This window comes from Rhodoglobus sp. GW821-FHT12B09 (genome assembly GCF_058809925.1).
The window spans coordinates 102,116-119,863 of the sequence record NZ_JBXATB010000002.1; the positions used below are offsets into that span (position 1 = coordinate 102,116).

General features: G+C 69.4%; 17 protein-coding genes. 3 read left to right on the forward strand and 14 right to left on the reverse strand.

The genetic code is table 11. The features are described from left to right. Nucleotides 1-687 precede the first annotated feature (687 nt). Nucleotides 688-1,995, reverse strand: coding sequence for a tyrosine--tRNA ligase (tyrS, locus tag AC1RTC_RS05000; RefSeq protein WP_493154372.1), 1,308 nt, complete (start codon nucleotides 1,993-1,995; stop codon nucleotides 688-690). Nucleotides 1,996-2,023: 28 nt separating this feature from the next. Continuing rightward, entirely contained in the window at nucleotides 2,024-2,368 is a 345-nt protein-coding gene (locus AC1RTC_RS05005; protein WP_493154373.1) for a VOC family protein, read from the reverse strand. A gap of 148 nt (nucleotides 2,369-2,516) precedes the next feature. On the opposite strand from AC1RTC_RS05005, the gene AC1RTC_RS05010 reads away from it, so the two are divergent. Together AC1RTC_RS05010 and AC1RTC_RS05015 are read left to right on the forward strand one after the other, a co-directional pair. Continuing rightward, nucleotides 2,517-3,113 carry a DNA-binding protein gene (locus AC1RTC_RS05010; RefSeq protein WP_493154374.1) on the forward strand — a complete coding sequence of 199 codons (597 nt, stop codon included), beginning with the start codon at nucleotides 2,517-2,519 and terminating at the stop codon, nucleotides 3,111-3,113. A 38-nt stretch (nucleotides 3,114-3,151) separates the two neighbouring features. Continuing rightward, nucleotides 3,152-3,730 carry a hypothetical protein gene (locus tag AC1RTC_RS05015; RefSeq protein WP_493154375.1) on the forward strand — a complete coding sequence of 193 codons (579 nt, stop codon included), beginning with the start codon at nucleotides 3,152-3,154 and terminating at the stop codon, nucleotides 3,728-3,730. Here the strand turns inward: AC1RTC_RS05015 and AC1RTC_RS05020 are convergent. The 10 genes from AC1RTC_RS05020 to argC form a co-directional block, all read right to left on the reverse strand. Continuing rightward, nucleotides 3,714-4,586, reverse strand: coding sequence for a DUF817 domain-containing protein (locus AC1RTC_RS05020; RefSeq protein ID WP_493154376.1), 873 nt, complete (start codon nucleotides 4,584-4,586; stop codon nucleotides 3,714-3,716). The genes AC1RTC_RS05015 and AC1RTC_RS05020 overlap by 17 nt on opposite strands. Further along, the gene (locus tag AC1RTC_RS05025; protein ID WP_493154377.1) at nucleotides 4,586-5,173 is read right to left on the reverse strand and encodes a DNA-3-methyladenine glycosylase; all 588 of its coding nucleotides are present in this window, start codon (nucleotides 5,171-5,173) and stop codon (nucleotides 4,586-4,588) included. The genes AC1RTC_RS05020 and AC1RTC_RS05025 overlap by 1 nt, the downstream gene beginning before the upstream one ends. A gap of 4 nt (nucleotides 5,174-5,177) precedes the next feature. Continuing rightward, the gene (locus AC1RTC_RS05030; protein WP_493154378.1) at nucleotides 5,178-5,321 is read right to left on the reverse strand and encodes a hypothetical protein; all 144 of its coding nucleotides are present in this window, start codon (nucleotides 5,319-5,321) and stop codon (nucleotides 5,178-5,180) included. Next, nucleotides 5,318-6,733: an argininosuccinate lyase gene (gene argH, locus AC1RTC_RS05035; protein WP_493154379.1), complete on the reverse strand. Its 1,416-nt coding sequence runs from the start codon at nucleotides 6,731-6,733 to the stop codon at nucleotides 5,318-5,320. The genes AC1RTC_RS05030 and argH overlap by 4 nt, the downstream gene beginning before the upstream one ends. Nucleotides 6,734-6,735: 2 nt before the next feature. Beyond that, nucleotides 6,736-7,932, reverse strand: coding sequence for an argininosuccinate synthase (locus AC1RTC_RS05040; protein ID WP_493154380.1), 1,197 nt, complete (start codon nucleotides 7,930-7,932; stop codon nucleotides 6,736-6,738). 72 nt (nucleotides 7,933-8,004) lie between these two features. Continuing rightward, nucleotides 8,005-8,934, reverse strand: a complete 930-nt coding sequence (gene argF, locus AC1RTC_RS05045; RefSeq protein ID WP_493154381.1) for an ornithine carbamoyltransferase — start codon at nucleotides 8,932-8,934, stop codon at nucleotides 8,005-8,007. Continuing rightward, nucleotides 8,931-10,082: an acetylornithine transaminase gene (locus AC1RTC_RS05050; protein WP_493154382.1), complete on the reverse strand. Its 1,152-nt coding sequence runs from the start codon at nucleotides 10,080-10,082 to the stop codon at nucleotides 8,931-8,933. Before AC1RTC_RS05050 ends, argF begins: the two co-directional genes overlap by 4 nt. Further along, nucleotides 10,079-10,930: an acetylglutamate kinase gene (gene argB, locus AC1RTC_RS05055; RefSeq protein WP_493154383.1), complete on the reverse strand. Its 852-nt coding sequence runs from the start codon at nucleotides 10,928-10,930 to the stop codon at nucleotides 10,079-10,081. Before argB ends, AC1RTC_RS05050 begins: the two co-directional genes overlap by 4 nt. Continuing rightward, nucleotides 10,930-12,078, reverse strand: coding sequence for a bifunctional glutamate N-acetyltransferase/amino-acid acetyltransferase ArgJ (gene argJ, locus AC1RTC_RS05060; RefSeq protein WP_493154384.1), 1,149 nt, complete (start codon nucleotides 12,076-12,078; stop codon nucleotides 10,930-10,932). Before argJ ends, argB begins: the two co-directional genes overlap by 1 nt. Beyond that, the gene (gene argC, locus AC1RTC_RS05065) at nucleotides 12,075-13,106 is read right to left on the reverse strand and encodes an N-acetyl-gamma-glutamyl-phosphate reductase (RefSeq protein ID WP_493154385.1); all 1,032 of its coding nucleotides are present in this window, start codon (nucleotides 13,104-13,106) and stop codon (nucleotides 12,075-12,077) included. Before argC ends, argJ begins: the two co-directional genes overlap by 4 nt. Before the next feature lie 271 nt (nucleotides 13,107-13,377). On the opposite strand from argC, the gene AC1RTC_RS05070 reads away from it, so the two are divergent. Beyond that, entirely contained in the window at nucleotides 13,378-13,929 is a 552-nt protein-coding gene (locus AC1RTC_RS05070; RefSeq protein WP_493154386.1) for a DUF937 domain-containing protein, read from the forward strand. Nucleotides 13,930-14,210: 281 nt separating this feature from the next. Here AC1RTC_RS05070 and pheT read toward each other — a convergent pair whose 3' ends face one another. Further along, on the reverse strand, nucleotides 14,211-16,703 hold the full coding sequence (pheT, locus tag AC1RTC_RS05075; protein ID WP_493154387.1) for a phenylalanine--tRNA ligase subunit beta: 2,493 nt from the start codon (nucleotides 16,701-16,703) through the stop codon (nucleotides 14,211-14,213). Continuing rightward, nucleotides 16,703-17,743: a phenylalanine--tRNA ligase subunit alpha gene (pheS, locus tag AC1RTC_RS05080; RefSeq protein ID WP_493154388.1), complete on the reverse strand. Its 1,041-nt coding sequence runs from the start codon at nucleotides 17,741-17,743 to the stop codon at nucleotides 16,703-16,705. The genes pheT and pheS overlap by 1 nt, the downstream gene beginning before the upstream one ends. Nucleotides 17,744-17,748: the final 5 nt, after the last annotated feature.

The following is a 17,748-nucleotide window of genomic DNA, read 5'->3' on the forward strand; positions in this document are numbered from 1 at the left end:
CGCCGGCACATCTAGCGCAGGGATCAGCCGGAATAGGCATCAACCCTGCAAGTTTGAAACTGACAAGAACAAATCAATACTGACTTGCTTTTGTTGTTAATCATTTTCCAAAGGAATCCGTACGCTCGTGATGCATCAATCCGAAGTGGATTGATCAGTCATCGAACGCCGGGTTTTGGCATTTGACATTGTGCACGCTGTTGAGTTCTCAAGGATCGGACGCTCCTGCAACTCAACCTCGCGGCGTGTTGTTCCAGGGCATTTGCCTTAGTTGTCACAGAATGAATCTGTGTGCTACCCTCACGCTCTCGCGCTGGGCAACTTGTCTAACTTAGCACCTTCGCGGCAGTTGTCAACTTGAGCGATTCGGGCCTTTCGGCGCGACTCAACTCAGCTGAATTGCTTCAACGAGGTGGGTATCCATCCTAAGATCTGAAGACAACTTCCTGCAAGAGGACTGCTGCTGTTTGACTTAGGATTTTGTCCCTCTTGAGGCCGGTAAGCCGAGTGACTCTCGCGAGCCGCTCCGAACTTTCCGCACCTTTGGGGTGACAAGTAAGAACTTTACGTGCGACGTGAACGGCTGGCAAATTCCAGCGCATCCCGGGCGTGTCGCGCCGTTCGGGGCCTATTTTCGTGGCGGGCGCGGCGCGTCATTCCGCGAGGCTCTGAGCGACGTGCTATCGCTCATGACAGTCGGATTCCCGCAAGAGACTTCTTCCCGCGGCGCAGCACGGCGATGCCTCCGGCCAGTGACCTGCCCGCGAGGGTGGAAGTCTCGTCGCCGATCTTCTCGTTGTTGAGGTACACCCCGCCCTGCACGATCGCGCGGCGGGCCTCCCCCAGGCTCGAGGTGAGCCCGGTATCCACCAGCGCCTGTGCGACAGTCGTCTCCCCCGTGGCGTCGGCGGTGGGCAGTTCGGCGATGACGGACTCGAGGGTCGCGGCATCCAGCGCAGCCAGGTCTCCGTCGCCGAAGAGCGCGCCGGCGGCGGCTATTGCGGCGGCAGTGGCGGCCGCACCGTGCACGAGCGCTGTGACCTCCCAAGCGAGAGTCCGCTGGGCCTCGCGCTTGAAGGGCTCGGAAGCTACCGCCGCCTCGAGCTCGGTGATGCGCTCCCGCGTGAGGAACGTGAAGATCTTGAGGCGCTCGATCACGTCGGCATCGTCGGTGTTGAGCCAGAACTGGTAGAAGGCGTAGGGGCTGGTCATCGTGGCATCCAGCCAGATGGCATTGCCCTCGCTCTTGCCGAACTTGGTTCCGTCAGAATTGGTGATGAGCGGCGTGCCGATGGCGTGGGCGCTCACCCCCTCGGCCTTGTGGATGAGGTCGGTGCCGCTGGTGAGGTTGCCCCACTGGTCGCTTCCGCCGGTCTGGAGCACGCAGCCGTAGCTGCGATGAAGCTCGAGGAAGTCCATTCCCTGCAGGATCTGGTAGCTGAACTCGGTGTAGCTGATGCCCGCGTCGCTGTTGAGACGGGCGCTCACGGCGTCCTTCTTGAGCATCGTGCCCACCCGGAAGTGCTTGCCGACATCGCGGAGGAAGTCGATGGCGCTCAGGGGCGCCGTCCAGTCCAGGTTGTTGACGAGCCGGGCGGCGTTGTCGCCGTCGAAGCTCAAGAACTTGGACACCTGCGCCTGCAGGTAGCCGACCCATTTCGCGACGGTACTCGCGTCGTTGAGGGTGCGCTCGGCGGTCGGTCGCGGATCACCGATCAGGCCGGTGGAGCCGCCGACGAGCCCGAGCGGCTTGTGCCCGGCCAGCTGGAGCCGGCGCATGAGCAGGAGCTGCACGAGGTTGCCCAGGTGCAGGCTCGGCGCCGTGGGGTCGAAGCCGCAGTAGTAGGTGATGGGCGGCCCGGCCAGGAGATGTTTCAGCTCCTCGGCGTTCGTCGAGACGTGGACGAGCCCGCGCCAGTTGATCTCCTCCCACACGTCGGGGAAGGAGGGGTCATTGCGCTGGGTGCTGAGCGATTCTGATGCGGGGGCTGACACGCGTTCAACCGTAGCGGAGCGCGGGGACCTACTCCGTCTTGTCGAACAGCCCGATCACGTTGCCCTCGCTGTCTTTGAGGTACACCCAGCGCGAGTTCTCAGTGAGGGGCTGGATGTCGCCGAGCTGTGAGCCGCCGTTCGCGACCGCGCGCGCCACCGTCTCCTCGATCTTGTCGACCGTGAACACGACCGTGGGGTGCGAGATCACGCCCGCGACGTGGAGGTCGCCGTTGATCCCCTTCTCCTCGGGCTGCAGGAGCATGCCCATGTCGTCGCCCCAGGGCTCGTAGTTGAAGTCGAGCACCTCCTTGTAGAACGACTGCGCGCGTTTGATGTCGGTGGACGGAATCTCGAAGTGCTCAACGAATGCCATGGTTACAGGGTCCCGGTTCTGTCCTGCGCACGCTACTTGCGCCTCTGGGCTTGAGCAGACTCTAGTTGCGCCTATAGACTTTATTAATGTCTAGTTGCTCCTCCATACTTGATTAGCTAACGATCAAGCTAGAAAGCTTGAGGTACCCGTGTTCATCATCACCGCAGATCAGATCGACAGCCGTCATCAGGAGGATCTCGCCGGCCCGGCAGTGACCGACCTGAACGAGCGGTACCGCGAGCGCATCGCCCTCCCGGTCGACCGGAACGCCGGCGATGAGATCCAGGCGCTCACCGCCGACGCATCCACCGCGCTCGCGATCATCGCCGATCTCACCCGCAGCGGACACTGGAGCGTCGGGTGCGGCGTCGGCCATGTGCGCACTCCGCTGCCCGCCAACACCCGGGAGGCGAGCGGGCCGGGCTTCATCGCCGCCAGGGCGGCGGTCGAGCGCGCGAAGGGAATGCACTCCCGCTTCGCGCTCGAGAGTGAGTCGCCTCACGACGCCTCCGGTGTGGAAGCGCTCATCGAGTTGCTGCTGCTCATCCGGGCGCGGCGAACCGCCGAAGGGTGGGAGCTGTTCGACCTCGTCGCCGGCGGCCTCACCCAGACGGCAGCCGCCAAGGCCCTGGGCATCACCCCGCAGGCGGCGAGCCAGCGGGCGCGGACTGCAGCGGTCAGAGCCGAGATAGCGGCGGTACCGGCGCTCGCGGACGCGCTTTCGCGCCTCGACGCCCGGGAGTAGGGCTGCGGGCTGACGGTAGCGCTGGTTAGCCTGAGCGCATGATCCTCTGGCACATCGCTCTCGTCGCCGTCGGCGCCGCGATCGCGCTCTCGGTGCTCGCAGCGGCGCTCAACCGGGACTGGCTGGCCCTCCCGATCCTGCTCGCCATCGGCTACGTGCTCGCGCTGCGCGTGGCGGGAGTCGCGAGCCCGGCGGAGGCGTGGTTCTCCCCTGTGCTCGGCGCGGAGCTCGTCGCCCTCGCAGCGGCAGGCGGCGGGCCGCTGGTCGGCTTCGTGCTGCGCGTGATCGTCAAGTCGCCCCACACGGCGGGCAAGCACGGCGGAATCGTGCTGGCCGATGACGAGCGCGATGCGCTCCGTGAGAAGAAGCGCAGGACGAAGGCGGGCCACGAAGTGCTCCGCGGTGGCGCGACAATCGGCTATCTCGAGCGGTTCGGCCTCGCAGGCGCGATCCTCGTCGGCCAGCCCGCCGCCGTCGCGATCATCGTGGCGGTGAAGGGCCTCGGCCGCTTCACCGAGCTCGACAGCGCCGCCGCCCGCGAGCGGTTCATCGTCGGCACTCTGGCCAGCCTGATCTGGGCGGCCGTGTGCACCGCGGGCATCATCTCGGCGTGGTGAGGGGCTCGTCCGGCTTGCGCGGCGGGTACACCCAGGCCACGAGCACCACCGAGATGATCATCAGCAGGAACCACGAGATGAACTTGGCCGGCGAGACGAGCTCCCAGCCATCCTCCTGGTTGGGGTAGATCCACGCGTTCGACCAGGTGGCGAGGTTCTCGGCGAGCCAGATGAACGCCGCCACCAGCGCGAAGGACACCACCAGAGGCATCCGGAACCGCACTCGGAACACCCGCACGTGCATGGTGCAGAGTCCGAACACCGCGAGGACCGCGAAGAGCAGCACCCAGCGCGCATCAGGGATGAAGTGGTGAGTGAAGAAGTTGGCGTAGATGAGGGCGGCGAGGATGCCCGTCAGCCAGCGGCGCGGATACCCGTCGAACCTCAGGTCGAACAGCCGGTACACCCGCACCATGTACGACCCGACCGCGGCGTACATGAACCCGCTGTAGAGCGGTACCGCGCCGAGGTGCAGCACTCCCCCGCCCTCGTAGGTCCACGAGCCGACCGCCGTCTTGAACAGCTCCATGCCCGTGCCCACGATGTGGAACAGGATCACGACGCGCAGTTCGCGCAGCGTCTCCAGCCGGAACACGACCATGAGCACCTGGATGACGACCGCCGCGATCACGAGGAAGTCGTTGCGGGCCAGCGCGATGCCCTCCGGATACCAGACTCGCGTCGCGAGCAGCACACCGAGCATGGCCGCGGCGAACACGCTCGCCCACGCCTGCTTGAGGCCGAAGACCAGGAACTCGACGACGAACGACCGGACGCCGCGCGCAGGTGCGCCGTCGAGGCGGCGGTGCGCCCAGTCGTCGATCCGCTGCTCGATCGGCGTGAACCTGGCCGCCATCAGCCGCGCCTCTTCGGCACCGAGGCCTTGTACGGCGATACGGTCGGGTCGCCGGGGATCCAGAACCGCCACGGGTAGTCGAGCGTGCCGCCCTCGCCCGAGACGCCGGTGCGCGGCCCGGTGGCGAAGGGCGAGGGGGATGCCGCGGGCTCGAGCTGGAACCGGGGGCCGGCGAGGTCCGCTCCCCCGTCGGCCAGGGTGATCCCGAGGGCGACGCAGAGCCTCGCGGGGCCGCGCGCGAGATCGGCGTCGGACTTGCTCGTCACGCGGCGCAGCCGGGCCGCCTCGATCCCGTCGACGATCTCACCGGCCCGCAGCAGCACGGCAGTCGCCGTGCCCGCGGGCGAGCAGACCACGTTCGCGCACACGTGCATACCGTACGTGAAGTACGTGTACAGGTGCCCGGGAGGCCCGTACATCACGGCGTTGCGGTTGGTGCGCCCGCGGAACGCGTGCGAGCCGGGATCTGCCTCGCCCAGGTACGCCTCCACCTCGGTGATCCGCAGGGTAACGCCGTCGACGGTGAGCAGGCCGCCCAGCAGGAGCGGGGCGACCTCGGTGGAGGGGCGGTCGAGGAACTCGATCACGGGATCAGAAGAACGGCACGCCCATCGCCACCGCGACGATGATGCCCGCGACGATGATCGCGGCGCACACGGCGACCACGATCGTGATGCCGCGCGAGGTCATCCCGCGCCGCCACCAGCCGGGGTCCTGGTCGTTCTGCAGGGTCATTCGGTGCTCCTTCTGGTGAGGGTGCGCACGCGCGCGACGAGCGCGGCCCGCTGTTCGGCGACGCGCTCGGGAGCCGTGCCCCCGGCGCCGTTGCGGCTGGCGACGGAGCCCTCCACGGTCAGAACGGCCCGCACACCGGCCGTGAGGTGCGGCGAGATCGCGAGGTACTGCTCGTCGGTAGGGCCGTCGAGGTCCAGGCCGTTCTCCTCGCAGAAGCGCACGAGCGCGCCGCTGATCTCGTGGGCCTCGCGGAACGGCACCCGCTGGCGCACCAGCCAGTCGGCGACGTCCGTAGCGAGGGAGAATCCCTGCGGCGCAAGCTCTGCCATGCGGTCCGTGTCGAACGCGAGAGTGGAAACCATCCCCGTGAACGCGGGCAGCAGCACCTCGAGCGTCTCGACCGAGTCGAAGACGGGCTCCTTGTCCTCCTGCAGGTCGCGGTTGTAGGCCAGAGGCAGGCCCTTGAGGGTGGCGAGCAGCCCGGTGAGGTTGCCGATCAGGCGGCCGGACTTCCCGCGCGCCAGCTCGGCGATGTCGGGGTTCTTCTTCTGCGGCATGATCGACGAGCCCGTGGAGTATCCGTCGTCGAGACGGACGAAGCCGAACTCGCGTGTGTTCCAGATGATGATCTCCTCGGCGAACCTCGAGAGGTCGATGCCGAGCTGTGCCGCGATGAAGGCGAACTCGGCCACCACGTCCCGGCTCGCCGTCGCGTCGATCGAGTTCTCGGTCGGGCCGCTGAGCCCCAACTCCGCGGCGACGAGCGCGGGGTCGAGGCCGAGAGAGCTCCCCGCGAGGGCGCCGGCGCCGTAGGGCGACAGGGATGCCCGCACCCGCCAGTCCCGCAGGCGCTCGAGCGTGCGCACGAGGGGCCACGCGTGGGCGAGGAGGTGGTGCGCCAGCAGTACGGGCTGGGCGTGCTGCAGGTGCGTGCGGCCCGGCATGATCGCCGAGCCGTGGCGCTCCGCCTGTGCCGCGATCGCGTCCACGAGGTCGATGACGAGCTCGCCGATCGCGGCCGCGTGGTCGAGCAGGTACAGCCGGATGAGGGTGGCGATCTGGTCGTTGCGGCTGCGGCCGGCGCGCAGCTTTCCGCCGAGCTCGGCCCCCGCGAGCTCGATGAGGCCGCGTTCGAGGGCGCCGTGCACGTCCTCGTCCGTGTCGAGGGCGGTGAACTCGCCCGATGCCGTGGCCGCAGCCAGGGCATCCAGCGCACCGAGCATTCGCTCGAGCTCGGAGTCGTCGAGGTAGCCCGCCGACGACAGGGCTTTCGCGTGCGCCTTCGAGCCGAGGAGGTCGTACGGTGCGAGCTGCCAGTCGAAATGCGTCGAGCGGCTCAGACGCGCGAGCTCGGGCGAGGGGCCGCTCGCGAAGCGCGCTCCCCAGAGCGAGCCCTCACCCGTGCCTGCCATGCCTACGCCTTCAGGTCGCGGCGAGCGCTGATCTTGGACGGCAGCGACCAGATCTCGATGAAGCCCTTCGACAGCGACTGGTCGAACGTGTCGCCGGTGTCGTAGGTCGCGAGGCTGAAGTCGTAGAGGCTCTGCTCGCTCTTCTGGCCGGTGACGACCGCGCGGCCGCCCTGCAGGCTGAGGCGGATCTCGCCGCTGACGTAGCGCTGCGTGTCGTCGATGAAGACGTCGAGCGAGCGCTTGAGGCCCGAGTACCAGAGTCCGTCGTAGACCAGGTTCGCCCACTCGGCCTCGACGCCGCGCTTGTAGCGGTTGAGATCGCGCTCCATGGTGAGGCTCTCGAGGGCCTCGTGCGCGGCGATCAGCGCGATTGCGGCGGGGGCCTCGTAGACCTCGCGGCTCTTGATACCGACCAGGCGGTCCTCGACGACGTCGATGCGGCCCACGCCGTGCTTGCCCGCGAGCTCGTTCATCTTCTCGATGATGCCGAGGGCCGAGTACGCGACGCCGTCGATGGCAACGGGGATGCCCGCCTCGAACGTGATCGTGATCTCATCGGCGTCCTTGTAGACCGACGGGTCCTGCGTGTACTCGTAGAGGTCTTCGATGGGGGCGTTCCACGGGTCCTCGAGGAAGCCGGTCTCCACCGCGCGGCCCCAGACGTTCTTGTCGATCGAGTAGGGGTTGGCCGCCGACTGGCGGATCGGGAGGTTGTGCTCGTTGGCGTACACGATCGCCTTGTCGCGCGTGAGCGCGAGGTCGCGCACCGGCGCGATGCTGGTCAGCTCGGGGGCGAGCGCGGCGACGGCGGCCTCGAAGCGCACCTGGTCGTTGCCCTTGCCGGTGCAGCCGTGGGCCACGCTGTCGGCGCCGAGCTTCTTCGCCGTGATCGCGAGGTGCTTGGCGATCACCGGGCGGCTGAGCGCGGAGACGAGCGGGTAGCGCTTCTGGTAGAGCGCGTTCGCCTTGAGGGCCGGCATGAGGAAGTCGTCCGCGAACTCGTCCTTCGCGTCCACGACGATCGCCTCGACGGCGCCGCAGTCGAGGGCGCGCTGGCGGATGTCCTCCATGTCCTCACCGCCCTGGCCGACGTCGACGGCGAGGGCCACGACCTCTTTGCCCGTGGCATCTTTCAGCCAGCCGATACCCACCGAGGTGTCGAGTCCGCCCGAGTAGGCGAGGACGACGCGTTCTGCCATGTGTGCTGCTCCTTGTAAGTCGTTGTTCAGTCTAGGGATGTCGAGGTTTCGATACGGCCGCGGGCGGCCTGCTCAACCGGCCTGGTGCTCCAACAGCCAGACCATCAGCGCCTTCTGGGCGTGCAGGCGGTTCTCCGCCTCGTCCCAGATCACGCTCTGCGGGCCGTCGATGACCTCGGAGGTCACCTCGTATCCCCGGTCGGCGGGCAGGCAGTGCAGGAAGATCGCGTCCGGCTTGGCGAGAGCCATCATGTCGGCATCGACCTTGTAGGAGGAGAGGGATGCCACGCGCGCGGCCTTCTCCTCCTCCTTGCCCATCGACACCCAGGTGTCGGTCACCACGACGTCCGCGCCGGCGACCGCCTCGAGCGGGTCCGTGTAGATCGTGATGGACCCGCCGGTCTGCACCGCGATCGCGTCGGCGTCGGCCACCACCCGCTCGTCGGGCATGTAGTCCGCCGGGCAGGCGACGCGCACGTGCATCCCGGCCGTCGCGCCCGCGAGCAGGTAGGAGTGCACCATGTTGTCCGCGCCGTCACCGAGGAACGTGACAGTGAGCCCGGCCAGCGCGCCCTTGTGCTCGCGGATCGTGAGCAGGTCGGCCAGCAGCTGGCACGGGTGGAACTCGTCGCTCAGCGCGTTGATCACCGGGACCGTCGTCTCGGCCGCCATCTCGACCAGCCCCGACTGGGCGTAGGTGCGCCACACGATCGCGGCGACCTGGCGCTCCAGCACGCGGGCGGTGTCGGAGGGGCTCTCCTTGCCGCCGAGCTGGCTGTTCGCCGTCGAGATGATGAGCGGCTGCCCGCCGAGGTCGGCGATGCCCACGGCGAAGCTCACGCGCGTGCGGGTCGACGACTTGTCGAAGATCACCGCGACGGTCTGCGGGCCGGCGAGCGGCTTGCGGCCCCACCGGTCGGCTTTGATCTGCTCCGCGAGGTCGAGGATCGCGGTCTGCTCGGCCTGGGTCAGGTCGTCGTCGCGCAGGAAGTGGCGGGTCATGCGTTGGCCTCCAGTGCCTTGGTGAACTTTACGATGAACTCGGCGACCTCGGCGTCGCCGATGATCAGTGCGGGTGCGAGCCGGATGCTCGTGTCGTTGGGCGCGTTGACGATCAGCCCTCCGGCCGCGGCCGACGCGACGACGGCCGCGCCCACCGGCTTCGACAGGCCCACGCCGATGAGCAGCCCCTGCCCGCGGATCTCGGCCACCAGCGGCAGCCCGGCGAGAGCCTCGCGGATCTCGCGCCCCCGCCGCTCGGCGTTCTCCACCAGCCCGGCGCGCTCGATCTCCCCGAGCACGGCGTTCGCGGCCGCGGTCACGAGCGGGTTGCCGCCGTAGGTGCTGCCGTGCTGGCCCGCGACGAGAAGGTCCGCCGCGGCGCCGTAGGCCACGAGGGCGCCGATCGGCACGCCGCCGCCGATGCCCTTCGCGAGGGCGATCGCGTCCGGCACGATGCCCGTCTTCTGGAACGCGAACCACGATCCGGTGCGCCCGGCACCGGTCTGGATCTCGTCGAGGATCAGCAGCACGCCGTGGCGGGCGGTGATCTCGCGCGCCGCCTCGAGGTAGCCCTCGGGAAGGTCGATCACCCCGGCCTCGCCCTTGATGGGCTCGACGAAGAGGGCGGCGACATCCGGGCCGATCGCCCTTTCCAGCGCCTCGATGGTGGAGTCGATGTGCTCCACGTTGGGCAGCAGCGGCTCGAACGCCTCGCGCAGGACGGGCTTGCCGGTCAGGGAGAGGGAGCCCATAGTGCGGCCGTGGAAGCTGTTCTGCAGGGACAGGATGCGCGGGCGACCCGTGCGGCGGGCGAGCTTGATGCCGGCCTCGATCGCCTCGGCGCCCGAGTTGCAGAAGTACACCCGGTCGCCGCCGGTGAGGCGGAGCAGCCGCTCGGCTAGCTCGAGCTGCGGGGGCGTCGCGAAGTAGTTGGACACGTGGCCGAGGGTCGCGATCTGCTCGCTGACGGCCTTCACCAGCACGGGGTGGGCGTGCCCGAGCGAGAGCACCGCGATACCGCCGAGGAAGTCGAGGTACTTGTTCCCCTCCGAGTCCCAGACGTAGGCGCCCTCGCCGCGCACCAGTTCGGCACTCGGCAGCGCCGCGGACTTCATGATCTTCTGCCGGTAGTCCTCTTGCCAGGTCATGCGGGTACCACCTCCGTGCCGATGCCGCTCTGGGTGAAGACCTCGAGCAGGATTGAGTGCTTCTCGCGGCCGTCGATGATGGCGGCCTTCGGCACTCCCCCGGCGACGGCCTCGAGGCACGCCGCCATCTTCGGGATCATGCCCGACTCGAGGCTCGGCAGCAGCCGCTCGAGCTCGGTCGTGGTGATGACGCTGACGAGGGAGTCGCGGTCGGGCCAGTCGCTGTAGAGGCCGGCGACGTCAGTGAGGATGACGAGCTTCGCGGCTCCGAGCGCCACGGCAAGCGCGGCGGCCGCGGAGTCGGCGTTGACGTTGAGCAGGGAGTCCGGCCCGTTCGCGACGGTCGAGATGACCGGGATGTGGCCTGCGCCGATGATCTCGAGCACGCGCGCGGGGTCGACGGCCGTGACATCCCCCACCAGGCCCAGGTCGCCGCGGACCTCGCCTGTGAAGAGCCCGTGCTCGTCGCCCGACACTCCCCTGCCGAGATCGCCGTGCTCGTTGATCAGCCCGACCAGCTCGCCGCCGACCTGCTCCTTGAGCACCTGCCTGATGACGGGCATGCTCTCCGGCGTGGTCACGCGGTAGCCGCCGCGGAACTCGCTCGGGATGCCCCGGCGCGTGAGCTCGGCGGTGATCTGCGGCCCGCCGCCGTGCACCACGACGGGCTTCACGCCCGCGTACCGGAGGTACACCATGTCCTCGGCGAACGCGCGCTTGAGCTCGTCGTCGACCATGGCGTTGCCGCCGAACTTCACCACGATGATCTCGTCGTGGAACCGCTTCAGCCACGGGAGGGCCTCGATGAGCACTGCGGCTTTGGCCGCCGCCTGGTCCTGGGAGGTCATCAGCTGGAGTACGCGGAGTTCTCGTGCACGTAGTCGTGCGTGAGGTCGTTGGTGAGGATCGTGGCGCTCTCCGTGCCGACCCGCAGGTCGATGAGCAGGTCCACGCGCCGCGGCGTGATGTCGACCTCGTCCCGCGGGCGGTCCGGCGCACCCTGGTGGCACACCCGCACCCCGTTCATGCTCACGTCGACGTCGTAGGGGTCGAACGCGGCATCCGTTGTCCCGATCGCGGCCAGCACCCGGCCCCAGTTCGGATCGTTGCCGAACACGGCGGCCTTGAACAGGTTGTTGCGGGCGACGGAGCGGCCGACGACGACGGCGTCGTCCTCAGTGAGGGCGCCGACCACCTCGATGCGGATGTCGTGGCTCGCGCCCTCCGCGTCGCCCTGCAGCTGCTCGGCCAGGTCGAGGCAGACCTCCGTGAGCACTGCAGTGAAGGCGTCGAGCTCGGGCTCCACGCCCGAGGCGCCGGAGGCGAGCAGCGAGACCTGGTCGTTGGTCGACATGCACCCGTCGGAGTCGAGCCGGTCGAAGCTCACCCGGGTGGCCTTCCGCAGCGCGATGTCGAGCTCGGCACTGCTGAGCACCACGTCCGTCGTGATGACGACCAGCATCGTCGCGAGCCCCGGCGCGAGCATCCCGGCGCCCTTCGCCATGCCGCCGACCGTGTAGCCGTTGCCGGCGCGGACGCTGCGCTTGGGCTTCGAGTCGGTGGTCATGATGGCGCGGCTCGCGTCGTCGCCGTGGTCGCCGAGCGCGGAGACCGCGGCCTCCACTCCCGCGAGCACCTTGTCGAGCGGCAGCTGGTCGCCGATGAGGCCGGTGGAGCACACGAGCACGTCGCCCGCGCTCACGCCCAGGGCGGCGCCCACCGCCTCGGCTGTGGAGTGCGTGACCTGGAAGCCCTGGGGGCCGGTGAAACAGTTCGCCCCGCCCGAGTTGAGCACGATCGCAGAGACGGTGCCGTCGGCGATGACCTGCTGCGACCAGATGATCGGGTTCGCCTTCGAGCGGTTGCTCGTGAACACGGCGGCCGCGTTCGCGAGCGGACCCCGGTTGACGACGAGCGCGAGGTCGAGGTTGCCGCTCGACTTGAGGCCGGCCGCGACTCCCGCGGCCTCGAAGCCCTGGGCTGCTGTGGTGCTCACGGTGCTACTCCGTCCACGCTGAGGCCGGTCGTCTCGGGGAACCCGAGCGCGATGTTCGCCGACTGGATCGCCGCGCCGGCAGTGCCCTTGACCAGGTTGTCGATGGCCGAGACCACCACGACGCGGCCGGCCGCCTCGTCGACCGCGAGGCCGAGGAGGGCCGTGTTCGCGCCGAGGGTGTCCGCGGTCCGCGGGAACTGGCCCTCGGGCAGCAGGTGCACGAACGGCTCATCGGCGTACGCCGCCTCCCAGGCCGCGCGCACCTGGGCCTTCGTGACGCCCGCCCTCAGACGGGCCGTCGAGGTCGCCAGGATGCCGCGGCTCATGGGCACGAGCACGGGGGTGAACGAGACGCTCACGCCGGCCCCTCCCGCGAGCTCCAGGTTCTGCCGGATCTCGGGGGTGTGCCGGTGGATGCCGCCGACCTGGTACGCGTGCGCCGAGCCGAGCAGCTCGCTGGCCAGGAGGTCCGTGCGCAGCGTCTTGCCCGCTCCGGAGGGGCCCACCGCCAGCACGGCGACGAGGTCGCTCGACTCGATGACGCCGGCCGCGATGCCGGGAGCGAGGGCGAGCGTGATCGCCGTGACGTTGCATCCCGGTACCGCGATGCGCTTGGCGCCCGCGAGGGCCGCCCGCTGGTCGGCGAGCTCCGGCAGGCCGTAGGTCCAGGCGCCGTAGTAGTCGCCGCCGTAGAACTGCGCCCAGTCGGCCTCGCTGGTGAGTCGGTGATCGGCTCCGCAGTCGATGACGAGCGTGCCCGCGGGCAGGTCCTTCGTGACCTCGCCGGACTTGCCGTGCGGGAGGGCGAGGAACACGACGTCGTGACCGGCGAGGGCCGCGGCATCCGTTGCCTGGAGTTGCAGGTGGGCGAGCGAGCGCAGGTGCGGCTGCACGGAGATGAGCGGCTGCCCGGCGTTCTGGAACGCGGTCACCGTGGTGACGTCGAACTCGGGGTGGGCGCTGAGCAGGCGCAGCACCTCACCGCCCGCATAGCCGCTGGCACCAGCCACGGCGACCGATAGAGACATGGATCTACCTTATTGAGAGGAGGGACGAGGGGATCGTGCGGCGGCGGCTCACGCGACCTCGGTTCTTGTGGGCACCGGGTCGAGGCGCGAAACGTCGCCTATCGTCGCTCGGACCCGCGTCGACGCACGACAACCGACAGCTCGAGGCTGGTCTCGGAGGTGCGGAGCATGGTCACGTGAACGACAGTAGTGCACTCCCGCGGGGCACCGCGAATCGCTACCCTTGATGACGGATGCTCGACCGAGCTCCTCGCGACACAAGGAGAAACCCATGTCAGATTTCGATGGACTGCTCGAACTCATCCCCGTCGGCGACATCGCCAAGCAGCTCGGTGTTCCCGAGGACGTCGCGGAGTCGGCCGTCAAGCAGGCGATCCCGGCCATCATCGGCGGCATGGCCGCCAACGCCAAGGACTCCGGCGGCGCACAGTCCCTCGAGAAGGCGCTGACCAAGCACGCCACGAGCTCCTCCGGGAAGAAGGTCGCCGTCAAGGACATCGACACCGCCGACGGCGAGAAGATCGTCAACAACGTCTTCGGTGTCAAGAAGAGCGAGGTCGCCGCCGCGGTGGCCGACACGAGCAAGGGCGACGTCACGAAGGAGCTGATCGCCAAGCTCCTGCCGATCATCGCCCCGATCGTCATCGCCTTCGTCGCCAAGCAGTTCCTGGGCCAGAAGGAAGAGGCGCCCGCCGCGAAGGAGTCGGCACCGTCGTCCTCCGGCGGCATCGGCGACCTCCTGGGCGGCCTGCTCGGCAGCTCCGAGGGCCAGGACATCGTCGGCGGCCTCCTGGGCGGCCTGCTCGGCGGCGGCAAGAAGTAGCCGCGCTCGCTTCTCGATGCCCCGCTCGCCTCACGGCGGGCGGGGCATCGTGCTTTCTGCGCCGCGCCGCGTGCTACCTCCGCCCCGACCCGCGCTACCTCCGCCCCGACCCGCGCTACCTCCGCCCCGACCCGTGCTGCCTCCGCCCCGACCCGTCAGAAAGTGCTCGTCGCCCGCTTCTCTGGGGCACTTTTTGCCGCCTCGGTTCAGTCGCTCATCGCGAGCCGGCGAAAAGTGCGCCAAGAAGTGCTCCTTCGAGCAACTTTTGACGAGTGAGGGGGCTACTCCCTCAGGACTGCCCCCACGCGCGCGGCCGCCAGCGCCACTGCGGCGTTCTTCGCCTCCGTCGCCTCCGCCTGGGTGAGCGTGCGGTCGGCCGCGCGGAAGCGCAGCGCGAACGTGAGGGACTTGCTGCCCTCCGGCACGCCGGTGCCCCGGTAGTCGTCGGTGAGGGTGACGTGCTCGAGCAGCTCGCCGGCGCCCTCCACGAGCAGCGCGAGCAGGTCGCCCGCGCGCACCGCCTCGGGGACGACGAGCGTCACGTCCTGCGTCGCCGCCGGCAGCCCGAGGATCGGCGAGGTCGTGACCTCGGAGGCCGAGAGCGCGATGAGCGCGTCGAGGTCGAGCTCGAGCACCGCCACGACGCGCGGCAGGTCCAGCTCGGCCGCGAGGGAGGGCAGCAGCTCGCCGGCGTAGCCGACGACGCGGTCGCCCGAGCGCAGCTCGGCCGTGCGGCCCGGGTGCATCGCCTGGTGCGAGCCCGTGGCGACAGTGATCGGTGACGCGAGTACCGCGGCGAGGTGCCGAGCGGCGCCCAGCGCGTCGGCGAGCCCGCTCGGCACGGCGGCCTGCCCGGGCTGCTTCGCGACCGCGTCGCCCAGGAAGAGGGCGCCGACGTGCCAGGGCTGCGGCGGGATGCTGGCGCGCAGCGCGCCGAGCACCTCGTCGGTCGGGCGCGAGTCCCCCGCGGGCAGTGGACCGCTGCCGTACGCAGTACCTGCCACGGGCAGGAACACCGTGCCCACCTCGAACAGGGCGAGATCCGTGAGGCCGCGGGACAGGTTGCGGCGGGCGATGGCGATGAGGCCAGGCAGCAGCGAGGTGCGCAGCCACGAGGCATCCGGATCGAGCGCGTTCGCCAGGGCTATGGCCGGCACTCCGCCGGCGACGGGCGACCCGAACAGGTCGTTCGAGGCCTGCGAGACGAACGGGTATGCCAGCACCTCGGTCAGTCCGCCCGCGGCGAGCGAGCTCGACGCGAGGCGGCGCAGGCGCTGCTCGCGAGTGAGGCCGCGGCCGGGCGGGGCGACCGGCAGTACCGAGGGGATGCGGTCGTAGCCGACGATGCGGGCGACCTCCTCGGCGAGCGTCGCCTCGTCCGTGAGGTCGGGGCGCCAGGTGGGCGGCGTGACCGTCCAGCCGCCATCGGCAGCCACGACGGTCGTGCCGATCTCGGTGAGGGCGCCGGTGACCTCGTCGGCCGAGAACTCCACGCCGATGATCTTCTCGACGTAGCCCGCAGGCAGGCGGATCGGGGCCGGCGCGACCGAGTTGTCGATCGCGGCACCCAGGCTGTCGCCCGTGCCGCCGCCCAGCTCCTCGAGCAGCTGCACGACGCGCGCGACCCCGGCACCGGCGACCTGCGGGTCGACCCCGCGCTCGTACCGGCGGGCCGCCTCGCTCCACAGCTTGTGGCGGCGGGCGGTGCGGGCGATCGTGATCGGGTCCCAGTTGGCGGCCTCGACTAGGACGTTCGTGGTGGTGTCGCTGATCTCGGTGGATGCCCCGCCCATGACGCCGGCGAGGCCGACGGGCCCGGACTCGTCGTCGATGAGGAGGTCCTCCGGGCTGAGCGTGCGGACCTGCCCGTCGAGGGTCTCGAACTTCTCCCCCGCCGTCGCGCGGCGGATCGTGAACCCGCCCTTCAGCTTGTCGAGGTCGTAGGTGTGGTTCGGCTGCCCGAGCTCGAGCATGACGTAGTTGCTGATATCGACGACGAGCGAGATCGACCGGATGCCCGCGAGCTTGAGCCGCGAGGCCATCCACGAGGGCGTCGGCCGGGCGGGGTCGATGCCGCGCACGACGCGCGCCATGAACACACTCACTCCGGCGCGACCGCGGATCGGGGCCTCGTCGGCCACTCTCACCGGGAAGCCGCTGACCGGTGCCGGGGTGACGAGGGATGCGGGGTCGCGGAACACCGCTCCGGTGGAGTGGGCGTACTCGCGCGCCACCCCGCGGATCGAGAACGCGTAGCCGCGGTCGGGCGTGACGTTGATCTCCACGGCGAAGTCGTCGAGGCCGAGCAGCGGGATCGCGTCCGTGCCGACCTCCGGGTCGAGGCCGAGGTTCTTCAGAAGCAGGATGCCGTCGTGCTCCTCGCCGAGGCCCAGCTCGCGCGTCGACGCCATCATGCCGTCGGAGACGTGGCCGTACGTCTTGCGGGCCGCGATCGGGAACGGGCCGGGCAGCACGGCGCCGGGCAGCGTCACCACCACTTTGTCTCCCACGGAGAAGTTGTGCGCGCCGCAGACGATGCCGCGCGGGGCATCCTCACCGACATCGACCTGCACCCAGTTGATCGTCTTGCCGTTCGCCTGGGGCTCGGGCGTGAACTCGAGGACCCTGCCCACGACGACGGGGCCGGTGACGTCGAACGAGTGGACGTCCTCCTCCTCGAAGCCCACCTTGACGAGGGCGGCGTGCACCTGCTCGAACGTGACATCGGCGGGGATCTCGACGAACTCGCGCAACCAGCTGATCGGGACGCGCATCAGACCACCATTCCGAACTGCTGAGAGAAGCGGATATCGCCCTCGACGATGTCGCGCATCTCGCCCAGGTCGTTGCGGAACATGAGAGTGCGCTCGATCCCCATGCCGAAGGCGAAGCCCTGGTACTCGTCCGGGTCGATACCGGCGGCGCGGAGCACGTTGCGGTTCACCATGCCGCAGCCGCCCCACTCGATCCAGCGCGCGCCGCCCTTGGCGTTCGGCGACCAGACGTCCATCTCGGCGCTCGGCTCGGTGAACGGGAAGTAGTTGGGGCGCAGGCGGATCTGGGCGTCCTCGCCGAACATCGCGCGGGCGAGGTGCTCGAGCGTGCCGCGGAGGTTCGCCATGGTGAGGCCCTTGTCGATCGCAATGCCCTCGATCTGGTGGAAGACCGGCGTGTGGGTGGCGTCGAGCTCGTCCGTGCGGAACACGCGGCCGGGCGCGACGACGTACACCGGCAGGTCGCGGGTGAGCAGCGAGCGGATCTGCACCGGGCTCGTGTGCGTGCGCAGCACGAGGTGCGAGTCGACCGGGTCGATGAAGAACGTGTCCTGCATGGCGCGGGCCGGGTGGTCCTCGTCGAAGTTGAGAGAGTCGAAGTTGAACCACTCGTTCTCGAGCTCCGGGCCCTCCGCGATCTCCCAGCCCATGCCGATGAAGACGTCGCCCATCTGCTCCATGAGCAGGCTGAGGGGATGCCGCGACCCGGTGCGCCAGCGCGACGGCACCGCCGTGACATCCACCGTCTCCGCCGCGAGCCGCGCGTTCTCCTCGGCCACGGCCAGTTCGGCCTCGCGGGCGGAGAGTGCCTCGGCCACCCGCGCGCGGCCCTGCCCGACGAGCTTGCCGGCGGCAGCCCGCTCCTCGGCCGGGATCGACTTGAGGCTCGCGTTGAACTGCGCGAGCGGCGACTGCTCCCCCGCGTGCGCGGCGCGGGCGAGGCGCAGCTCGGCGATGGTCGTTGCAGCGGCGAACGCGGCCACGGCGGCATCCGCCGCCTGCGCTACCGCCGACTCGGTGAGGGCTGTGGGTTCTGACACAAGTG

What these genes read in the sequence shown, in the direction of transcription:
- argB (WP_493154383.1), bottom strand. Translation starts at nt 10,930, where the DNA reads ATGACCTCCCAGGACCAGGCGGCGGCCAAAGCCGCAGTGCTCATCGAG.
- argF (WP_493154381.1), bottom strand. Translation starts at nt 8,934, where the DNA reads ATGACCCGCCACTTCCTGCGCGACGACGACCTGACCCAGGCCGAGCAG.
- argC (WP_493154385.1), bottom strand. Translation starts at nt 13,106, where the DNA reads ATGTCTCTATCGGTCGCCGTGGCTGGTGCCAGCGGCTATGCGGGCGGT.
- AC1RTC_RS05015 (WP_493154375.1), top strand. Translation starts at nt 3,152, where the DNA reads ATGATCCTCTGGCACATCGCTCTCGTCGCCGTCGGCGCCGCGATCGCG.
- argH (WP_493154379.1), bottom strand. Translation starts at nt 6,733, where the DNA reads ATGGCAGGCACGGGTGAGGGCTCGCTCTGGGGAGCGCGCTTCGCGAGC.
- pheT (WP_493154387.1), bottom strand. Translation starts at nt 16,703, where the DNA reads ATGCGCGTCCCGATCAGCTGGTTGCGCGAGTTCGTCGAGATCCCCGCC.
- AC1RTC_RS05030 (WP_493154378.1), bottom strand. Translation starts at nt 5,321, where the DNA reads ATGACCCTGCAGAACGACCAGGACCCCGGCTGGTGGCGGCGCGGGATG.
- AC1RTC_RS05050 (WP_493154382.1), bottom strand. Translation starts at nt 10,082, where the DNA reads ATGACCTGGCAAGAGGACTACCGGCAGAAGATCATGAAGTCCGCGGCG.
- AC1RTC_RS05070 (WP_493154386.1), top strand. Translation starts at nt 13,378, where the DNA reads ATGTCAGATTTCGATGGACTGCTCGAACTCATCCCCGTCGGCGACATC.
- AC1RTC_RS05020 (WP_493154376.1), bottom strand. Translation starts at nt 4,586, where the DNA reads ATGGCGGCCAGGTTCACGCCGATCGAGCAGCGGATCGACGACTGGGCG.
- AC1RTC_RS05040 (WP_493154380.1), bottom strand. Translation starts at nt 7,932, where the DNA reads ATGGCAGAACGCGTCGTCCTCGCCTACTCGGGCGGACTCGACACCTCG.
- AC1RTC_RS05005 (WP_493154373.1), bottom strand. Translation starts at nt 2,368, where the DNA reads ATGGCATTCGTTGAGCACTTCGAGATTCCGTCCACCGACATCAAACGC.